At 68.8% G+C, this 3,829-nt stretch carries 5 protein-coding genes and 1 pseudogene; 1 reads left to right on the forward strand and 5 read right to left on the reverse strand.

What is annotated here, in order from left to right; all coding sequences use genetic code 11:
- From A9X03_RS13080 to A9X03_RS13090, 3 genes are all read right to left on the reverse strand, one after another.
- Positions 1-200, reverse strand: a 200-nt coding sequence (locus A9X03_RS13080) for a phosphoribosylformylglycinamidine synthase subunit PurQ (protein ID WP_197499040.1), incomplete at its 3' end; no start/stop codon positions are given.
- Complete coding sequence (gene purS, locus A9X03_RS13085) at positions 197-436, reverse strand: phosphoribosylformylglycinamidine synthase subunit PurS (protein WP_067751830.1); 240 nt, start codon at positions 434-436, stop codon at positions 197-199. The genes A9X03_RS13080 and purS, both read right to left, overlap by 4 nt.
- 61 nt (positions 437-497) lie before the next feature.
- Complete coding sequence (locus A9X03_RS13090; RefSeq protein ID WP_197504954.1) at positions 498-1,175, reverse strand: ATPase; 678 nt, start codon at positions 1,173-1,175, stop codon at positions 498-500.
- Positions 1,176-1,210: 35 nt separating this feature from the next.
- Here A9X03_RS13090 and A9X03_RS13095 point away from each other — a divergent pair, with 35 nt between their 5' ends.
- Entirely contained in the window at positions 1,211-1,849 is a 639-nt protein-coding gene (locus A9X03_RS13095; RefSeq protein ID WP_067751836.1) for an MBL fold metallo-hydrolase, read from the forward strand.
- A gap of 19 nt (positions 1,850-1,868) precedes the next feature.
- Here the strand turns inward: A9X03_RS13095 and A9X03_RS13100 are convergent, their stop codons facing one another.
- Positions 1,869-3,536, reverse strand: coding sequence for an FAD-binding dehydrogenase (locus tag A9X03_RS13100; protein ID WP_067888539.1), 1,668 nt, complete (start codon positions 3,534-3,536; stop codon positions 1,869-1,871).
- Between the two features lie 48 nt (positions 3,537-3,584).
- Positions 3,585-3,829: pseudogene (locus A9X03_RS13105) on the reverse strand (DUF2334 domain-containing protein); the annotation flags it as partial.

The raw sequence follows: 3,829 nt of genomic DNA on the forward strand, positions 1-3,829 counted from the left end.
GCGAACCTGGCGATCGCCCCCGCGCGCAGGTAGTCGCCGTAGGAGAAACCGCCGGGCACCACCACGGCGTCGACGCCCTTGAGGTCGGCGTCGGCGTGCCACAGGCTGACGGCCTCGGCACCGACACGCCGCGCCGCCCGGGCGGCGTCGACGTCATCCAGGGTTCCCGGGAACGTGATGATGCCGATCCGCGCGGTCACCGGGTCTCCCGGCTGATCGTCCAGTCCTCGATCACGGTGTTCGCCAAGAGCGTCTCTGCTATGTCGGCGAGGACCGAGTCGTCAACGGTTTCGTCGACTTCGAGTTCGAACCTCTTGCCTTGTCTGACTTCTGAGATCCCCGGATGACCGAGTCGGCCCAGCGCGCCGACGATCGCCTGACCCTGCGGGTCGAGAATCTCCGCTTTGGGCATCACATGAACGACTACCCGGGCCACCGGCGCTCCTCCTCAGATTTGTCCCCGCGCCAACTCTACCGGCGAAAGTGCAGCTCGGCCGTCACGGGCACGACGCAATGTAGGCCTCGCACAGGGGGGCGGTCAACGCGTTCAGCACCGGGTCGTCGGCCATGGCGGGCCACGGAACCTGCGGCGGCGCCGACGACCAGAGCGTCAGCTCGGTGATCGTGCTGCTCGACGGGTGGGCGACCAGGTACGTGTGCATGACGATCGGACCGCTGATCACCGCGGCCATCCGGTTCGTTTCGTCGGTGGTGATCGACGGGGATTGCAGCGGCGTTCGCTGCTGGCAGGAGCGCAGCGCGGCGACGGCGGTGCTGAACGCCGAAGACGCGAGGGCACCGCCGCTGGCCGTATCGCCGCGCCAGTGCAGGATCTGCGCCTGCAGCTGCCACTGCCCGTCGGGATGGGCGACGGCGGCGCGCGCCACGACGGCCGAGTCGCGGGGGTCCCGCGGCACCGGGGCTGTGGCGCACAGCTCCTCGAATCGGAATCGAGGCCCGGGCGCCGCGCCGGTAACCTGCGCCGCGAGCCCGGCGAGCGGGGGCCAGCCGTAAACGGAGTCCAGCGGCACGGCCCGGCGCTGGATCCAGGCGGAATCAGGGATCTGGTCGCACACGGGCGGGCAGGCCTGCGGCTCGGCATGTGCGGGCACCGCGACGATGAACGCCACCGCGAGGCCGCCGACCACCGCCATGGCCGCCAGGATCACCCGCATCGGCATCACTCTCCCGTCAGGGCACAATCGTAAACATGCAACTGACGCATTTCGGCCACTCCTGTCTACTTGCAGAATTCGACCACACCCGAGTGCTCTTCGATCCTGGGACTTTCGCGCACGGTTTCGAGGGCATATCGGGTTTATCCGCGATCCTGATCACCCATCAGCACCCCGACCACGTCGACGGCGCCCGACTGCCGGCCCTGCTCGAGGGCAACCCGGGCGCGGCGCTTTATGCCGATCCGCAAACCACCGCCCAGCTCGGGGCGCCGTGCCAGGCGGTGCACGTCGGTGACGAACTGCGGATCGGTGAACTGACGGTGCGCGCCGTCGGCGGCAAACACGCCGTCATTCACCCGGAAATCCCGGTCATAGAGAACATTTCGTTCCTGGTGGGCGACGGCGATCATCGGGCCAGGCTGATGCATCCCGGTGATGCGCTGTTCGTGCCCGACGAGCCGGTGGACGTGTTGGCCACCCCGGCAGCCGCCCCGTGGATGAAGATCTCCGAGGCCGTCGACTACCTGCGCGCCGTCGCACCGGCGCGCGCCGTACCCATCCACCAAGGGATCATCGCCCCCGACGCGCGGGGCATCTATTACGGCCGGCTCACCGAGATGACCACCACAGACTTCCAAGTGCTCCCCGAAGAGGACGCGGTCACCTTCTAGCGCTACCCCGTCCGGCGAGCTAGGCGATATCGTCGCCCACGCCGCGTCCGGCGGCCCGCCCAGAGAAGATGCAGCCGCCCAGGAATGTGCCCTCCAGGGCGCGGTAGCCGTGCACGCCGCCCCCACCGAACCCGGCCACCTCACCCGCGGCGTAGAGGCCGGCCAGCGGCGTTCCGTCGGCCTTCAGCACGCGGCCGGCCAGGTCGGTCTCTATGCCGCCCAACGTCTTTCGGGTCAGGATGTGCAACTTGACCGCGATCATCGGGCCCGCCTTGGGGTCGGTCAGCCGGTGCGGTGCGACCACCCGGCCCAGCCGGTCGCCCAGATAGCCGCGGGCGGCACGGATCGCGGTGATTTGTCCGTCCTTGCTGAATTTGTTGGCCACCTCGCGGTCGCGGGCGGTCACCTCGGCCTCGACGGTAGCGTAGTCCAGCGGCGCGACATCGGGCAGCTTGTTCATCGCGGTTACCAACTCCCGCAACGAGTTCGCGCTGACGAAGTCCACTCCCCGGTCGACGAATGCCTGCACCGGGCCCGGGGGCCCGGAGCGCGCCCGGTTACGTAGCAGCTCACGCAGGCTCTGCCCGGTCAGGTCGGGGTTCTGCTCCTGCCCGGAGAGCGCGAACTCTTTCTCAATGATCTTGGCGTTCAACACGAACCACGTGTAGTCATACCCGGATCTGGTGATGTATTCCAGCGTGCCCAGGGTGTCGAAACCCGGGTACAGCGGTACCGGCAGCCGCTTTCCGGCCGCGTCGAGCCACAGTGACGACGGTCCGGGGATGATGCGAATGCCGTGCAGCGGCCAGATGGCGTCGTAATTGGTGATGCCTTCGGTGTAGTGCCACATGCGGTCCGGGTTGATCACCCGGGCGCCGGCCTGCTGGGAGATGCCGATCATCCTGCCGTCGACGTGGGCAGGCACCCCGCTGAGTAGCTGCTCGGGTATGCGGCCCATGCGCTTGGGCCAATTCTTGCGCACCAGCTCGTGATTGCCGCCGATGCCGCCGCTGGTGACGATCACAGCGAGCGCGCGAAACTCGAATTGCCCCACGGGTGTTCGTGATGACGCCACGCCCCTGGGCGCGGCTGCGGGCTCCAGCACCGTGCCGCGGACCCCGGTCACCGCGCCGCCCTCGACGATCAACTCATCAACCCGGTGGCGGTGCGCGAAGCGCACCGTCGAGCGGTCCCGCAGCTGACGGGCGAAGATTTCGACCAACGCGGGGCCCGTGCCCCAGGTGATGTGGAAGCGGGGCACCGAATTGCCGTGCCCCTGTGCGTCATAGCCGCCACGTTCGGCCCAGCCCACCAGGGGGAAGATCTTCAGTCCCCGGTCGCGCAGCCAACGGCGTTTTTCCCCCGCGGCGAAGTCGACGTAGGCGTGCGCCCATTGGCGTGGCCAGTAGTCCTCGGGCCGATCGAACGCCGCGGTACCGAGCCAGTCTTGTAGGGCGAGTTCGTGGCTGTCGCGAATCCCCAGACGGCGCTGCTCGGGGCTGTCGACGAAGAACAGGCCGCCGAACGACCAGAATGCTTGCCCACCCAGGTTGGCGCTGCTCTCCTGGTCGAGGATCAGCACCCGCAGCCCCCGGTCCACCAGCTCGCAGGCGGCCACCAAGCCCGCGAGTCCCGCCCCGACGATGATGGCGTCGGCGCCGAACCCCCCGGCCGAAGAATCGCTCATGTCCGCCCAGGGTAGTGCCCGCGCCGAGCGGTTTGAGGAAACGCTTCGTCAGGCCGCGTCGAGAATGGCCTTGTCGCGCTGCCAGCGGTACACCGCCGGTGCGCAGCCGTGCATCAGCGACAGGTCGACGGCGTCGACCATGGCCTGCAGGGGCCCGGGCTTGCGCAGGTGGCGGGCGGCCACGGCCACCCGCACGACTCCGCCCCGGCGGGAGATCCGCTCGGCGGACAGCACCACCATCCGGCACCACCACGGTTCGGTGAGAAAGCCTTCCCCGATGCCCAACACGCGGG

It is taken from the genome of Mycobacterium sp. E1715 (genome assembly GCF_001667625.1).
Classification (GTDB): Bacteria; Actinomycetota; Actinomycetes; order Mycobacteriales; family Mycobacteriaceae; genus Mycobacterium.

Excerpts from the sequence above, each read along its gene's own strand:
- A9X03_RS13090 (WP_197504954.1), bottom strand. The coding sequence starts at position 1,175 with ATGCGGGTGATCCTGGCGGCCATGGCGGTGGTCGGCGGCCTCGCGGTG.
- A9X03_RS13095 (WP_067751836.1), top strand. The coding sequence starts at position 1,211 with ATGCAACTGACGCATTTCGGCCACTCCTGTCTACTTGCAGAATTCGAC.
- A9X03_RS13100 (WP_067888539.1), bottom strand. The coding sequence starts at position 3,536 with ATGAGCGATTCTTCGGCCGGGGGGTTCGGCGCCGACGCCATCATCGTC.